The organism is Streptomyces sp. NPDC127084, from assembly GCF_042724175.1.
GTDB lineage: Bacteria > Actinomycetota > Actinomycetes > Streptomycetales > Streptomycetaceae > Streptomyces.
Genome location: NZ_JBHXFA010000076.1, coordinates 31,180 through 34,618 on the forward strand (window position 1 = coordinate 31,180; position 3,439 = coordinate 34,618).

Annotated in this window: 4 protein-coding genes; 3 read left to right on the forward strand and 1 reads right to left on the reverse strand. The window is 69.5% G+C overall.

The genetic code is table 11. The features are described 5' to 3' along the window. Positions 1-103: 103 nt before the first annotated feature. A complete protein-coding gene (locus tag ACFWI9_RS18955; RefSeq protein ID WP_387163398.1) occupies positions 104-1,069 on the reverse strand; it encodes an SCO0930 family lipoprotein in 966 nt (321 codons plus the stop codon). 201 nt (positions 1,070-1,270) lie between these two features. Between ACFWI9_RS18955 and ACFWI9_RS18960 the strand changes: the two genes are divergently transcribed. From ACFWI9_RS18960 to ACFWI9_RS18970, 3 genes are all read left to right on the forward strand, one after another. Continuing rightward, the gene (locus ACFWI9_RS18960) at positions 1,271-1,816 is read left to right on the forward strand and encodes a hypothetical protein (protein WP_387163403.1); all 546 of its coding nucleotides are present in this window, start codon (positions 1,271-1,273) and stop codon (positions 1,814-1,816) included. 15 nt (positions 1,817-1,831) lie between these two features. Further along, positions 1,832-2,596 carry a DUF4239 domain-containing protein gene (locus ACFWI9_RS18965; protein ID WP_387163400.1) on the forward strand — a complete coding sequence of 255 codons (765 nt, stop codon included), beginning with the start codon at positions 1,832-1,834 and terminating at the stop codon, positions 2,594-2,596. 220 nt (positions 2,597-2,816) lie between these two features. Next, complete coding sequence (locus ACFWI9_RS18970; protein ID WP_387163401.1) at positions 2,817-3,380, forward strand: hypothetical protein; 564 nt, start codon at positions 2,817-2,819, stop codon at positions 3,378-3,380. Positions 3,381-3,439 lie beyond the last annotated feature (59 nt).

The window sequence follows — 3,439 nt, forward strand, 5'->3', positions numbered from 1 at the left end:
GGGGTGTGTGTGTGTGTGTCACCCACACCCCGGGGGCCGCCCCCTCCCACGTGGCGGTGTGTTTCTGGGCCCCCCCACGGGTCGGAACACCGCGTGGGGATGTTTACTTGGGCGCCCCGACCGGCTTTCCCTGGGGCGAGACGGCGTACCAGGTGCCTCCCACGCCCTGGCCGTTGGTGTCGCCCGGCTTGGAGTCGCCGGAGTACGTGTAGATCGGCCAGCAGTCGATGGTCTGCTGCTTGATGCCATCAGGGCGGTCGAAGGTGACGAAGCCCTTCTTGAGGATGCCCTCGGTGTCGTTCTTGTCGACCGGCTCGACGACCGGCCACTTCTCCAGGCAGGAACCCGTGCAGGCCGTCTTCATCGGCCAGGCCGAGTCCCTCATGAAGCGGTAGACCGTCATTCCGTTCTTGTCCACGACGATCTCGCCCAGCTTGGGGTCCTTGCGGACGGAGAGTCCGGCGAGGTCGGCGGGCTTGCCGCCTTCACCGGCCGCACCGCCGCCCGCGGCGGCCTTCTTGCCGTCGGGGGCGGAGGCGTACCAGGTGCCGCCCACACCCTGGCCGTTGATCTCACCCGGCTTGGTGTCCTTGGCGTAGCGGTACATCGGCCAGCCGCCGATGGTGAGCTGCTTGCTGCCGTCAGCGCGGGTGACCTCGCCGATCAGGGAGGCGTCGGTGCCGGGTGCGGCGGTCACATCGCCGGCGGCCACGACGGGCCAGGCCTTGGCGCAGTCGCCGTTGCAGTTGGACTTCGGCGGGGTGACGGTGTCCTTCTCGAAGCGGTAGAGCGTGAAACCCTCGCTGTCGGTGAGGACTTCGCCGAGCTTCTTGCTCTCCAGGACGGCAAGCTGTCCGGCGGTCTTGGCGGCTCCACCGGGTGCGGCCGAACTGCCCGCGCCCGAACCGTAACCGGAGCCGTAACCGTCGGCGGCCTGCTGCTGGCCCGCCGGTTGTGCCGCAACGGCCTGACCGGGTGTTGCCGTGCCCTGTTCCTGACCGCACGCCGTCGTCAGCGCCAGTACGGCTGCCGCGCTGACCGCGAGCGAGGCGTTCCGCCAGGTATTCATGTCAACTCCCGTGAGCCCTGATCCGCTTATGGCGCCGGTGCGCCGTTCATGGCCTAAGTACGAGCTGGGGCGGCCCGGGTGTTCAAAGAACCCGGAAAAAAGTTCCGTCACGGCAAACCCGGGCGGCCGACAACCCCTCCATCAGGCGAATCACCACCCATAGGGGCGTGTTCCGGGCACGGGCGGATCATGCTCATCGGCGTGTACGGATCGCTCGTCGGACGGCTGTTCTCAGCCGCCGCACTCACCTGGCTGCTGGTGCCTGTGTCGCCCGCCGCCGCCACGACCGCCGACAACTGCTCGTACGCGACGATCGAGCAGGGCGGCCCGTCTTCGGCCGGCCCGGCCGGCTCCGGCGACTCCTTTGACTCGTTCGACTCGTTCGACTCGTTCGACTCGTTCAGCTCCGCCGTCTCAGCCGCCGGCTCCGGTGACTGCTGGGCGGGTCCCGTTGCCACGCCGAAGCCGCCACCTCCGCCACCTCCGCCACCTCCGCCTCCGCCACCTCCACCGCGTATCCAGCCTGAGCCGGCCCCGCCGCCACCTCCACCCCCGTCACCCACTCCGTCCCCGTCTCCCACCCCCACCGTCCGGCCGAAGCCCGCGCCACCGACCACGGTCGCCCTGCCCACCTATCGCAAGCCGGCACGCAAGGAGCCTCGGGGCGGTCCCTCACTGGTAACGCTCACGCTCCTGGTGACCGCCCCCGCGGTGCTCGCCGCCGCCTTTCTGCGTCCCCGCTCCTGAATCCGGAGGTACTACGTGTCGGAATGGGCCGTACTCACCATCGCAATGGCCGCGGCCTGCGCGGTCGTACTGACCATCACCGTCATCAACCAGCGCCGTATCGGCGACGACGACGATCCGTCGGAGACCCCTGACGTCATCGAGTACATGACGATGATGATCGGCGTGGTCTATGCCATCGTGCTGGGTCTGGCCATCGCCGGTGTCTGGGAGGCGCGCGGCGCCGCCCAGGACTCCGTCCGCCACGAGGCCCAGGCACTGCACGAGGTGTACGAACGCGCCGCGGTCTACCCGGTGGCGGCACGCGACCGGATCCGCGCCGACGCCGAGGCCTATGCCACCCATGTGGTCCACTCCGAGTGGCGTCATATGGTCGAAGAGGGTTCCCTCACCGATGAGGGCACCCGTCTGCTCGACCGGCTGCGGCGCGACGTGACGGACTATGTGCCGAAGACCGACCACGAGGGTCAGGCATACCAACCACTGGTCGACCAGGTCGCCGCCGTGGACGACGCCCGGGGCGCCAGGGGCAGCAGCATCGAGGCGACTATGCCCGGGGTGGTCTGGTTCGGGCTGATCACGGGCGCCGTGGTCACGGTGGGCCTGATCTTCACCCTCCAGATCCGCCGGACCTTCCGGGAACTGCTCCTCGCGGGGCTGTTCAGCGCGCTGATCGCCTTCCTGCTCTTCCTCATCTGGGACTTCGACGCACCGTTCGGACGGGGTATCGGCACCACCGCCGAACCGTTCATCGCGTACTTCCCGAAGCTCGGGGGCTGACGACCCGCCCGGGTGGCCGGCCCAGAACACACGGAAGCACCGGGATCACGCCACCCCAAACCTTCCCTAGGCCACTCGGGCGACAGAAATAACCCATTCGCCCGACACCGATCGCGCGTATGAGCGGGTCACTCCTAGCGTTTCGGATATCGAGGTGCATTCCCTGCCTTTGTGGAAACCCGTTCCGCAGCTGCTCCTCGGGGACACGGAGGAATTGACCATGCGCGCGATACCCATCGCGTCCGCCGCTCTGCTGGGAGCGGCAGCCCTCGCCCTGACCATGCCGACCGCGACGGCCGCCGCCACCGACAGTGGCGGTGCCGCGGGCTCTGCCCGCCAGCAGCCGTTCTCGTTCGCCGTCTCCCCGTCGACCGTCGCCCCCGGCGGGCAGGTCACGCTGACCGTGTCGGGCTGCAACAGCCCGGCCACGGCGTCGTCCGGGGTCTTCGACACCGTGACCATCCCCGCCGGTATGACGGGTACGGCCATGGTGGACAGCGACGCCCGGCGCGGCGCCGTGTACTCGGTGACCTTCACCTGCGGCGCGCAGTCGGGGACCACGGACCTGAACATCTCGGGCGGCGCCGCCGCGGCCACGACGAGTTCCACGTCCACGTCCGCGGCGACTTCGGCGGCCTCGCCACAGGGCGTCCGGGGTGGTATCGGTGGCAGCGTCCGCGAGATGAACACCGGGATGATCGCGACCGGTGCGGTACTGGTCGCCGCTGCGGCGGGTGGCCTCTGCTACGTACTGCGCCGCCGGGCGGGCGGCCGACTGCACTGAGCCGCGCCTCCGCCCCCGCCCTCGCCACAAGCCCGTCGCCCCGAGTCCTGGAAGGACTC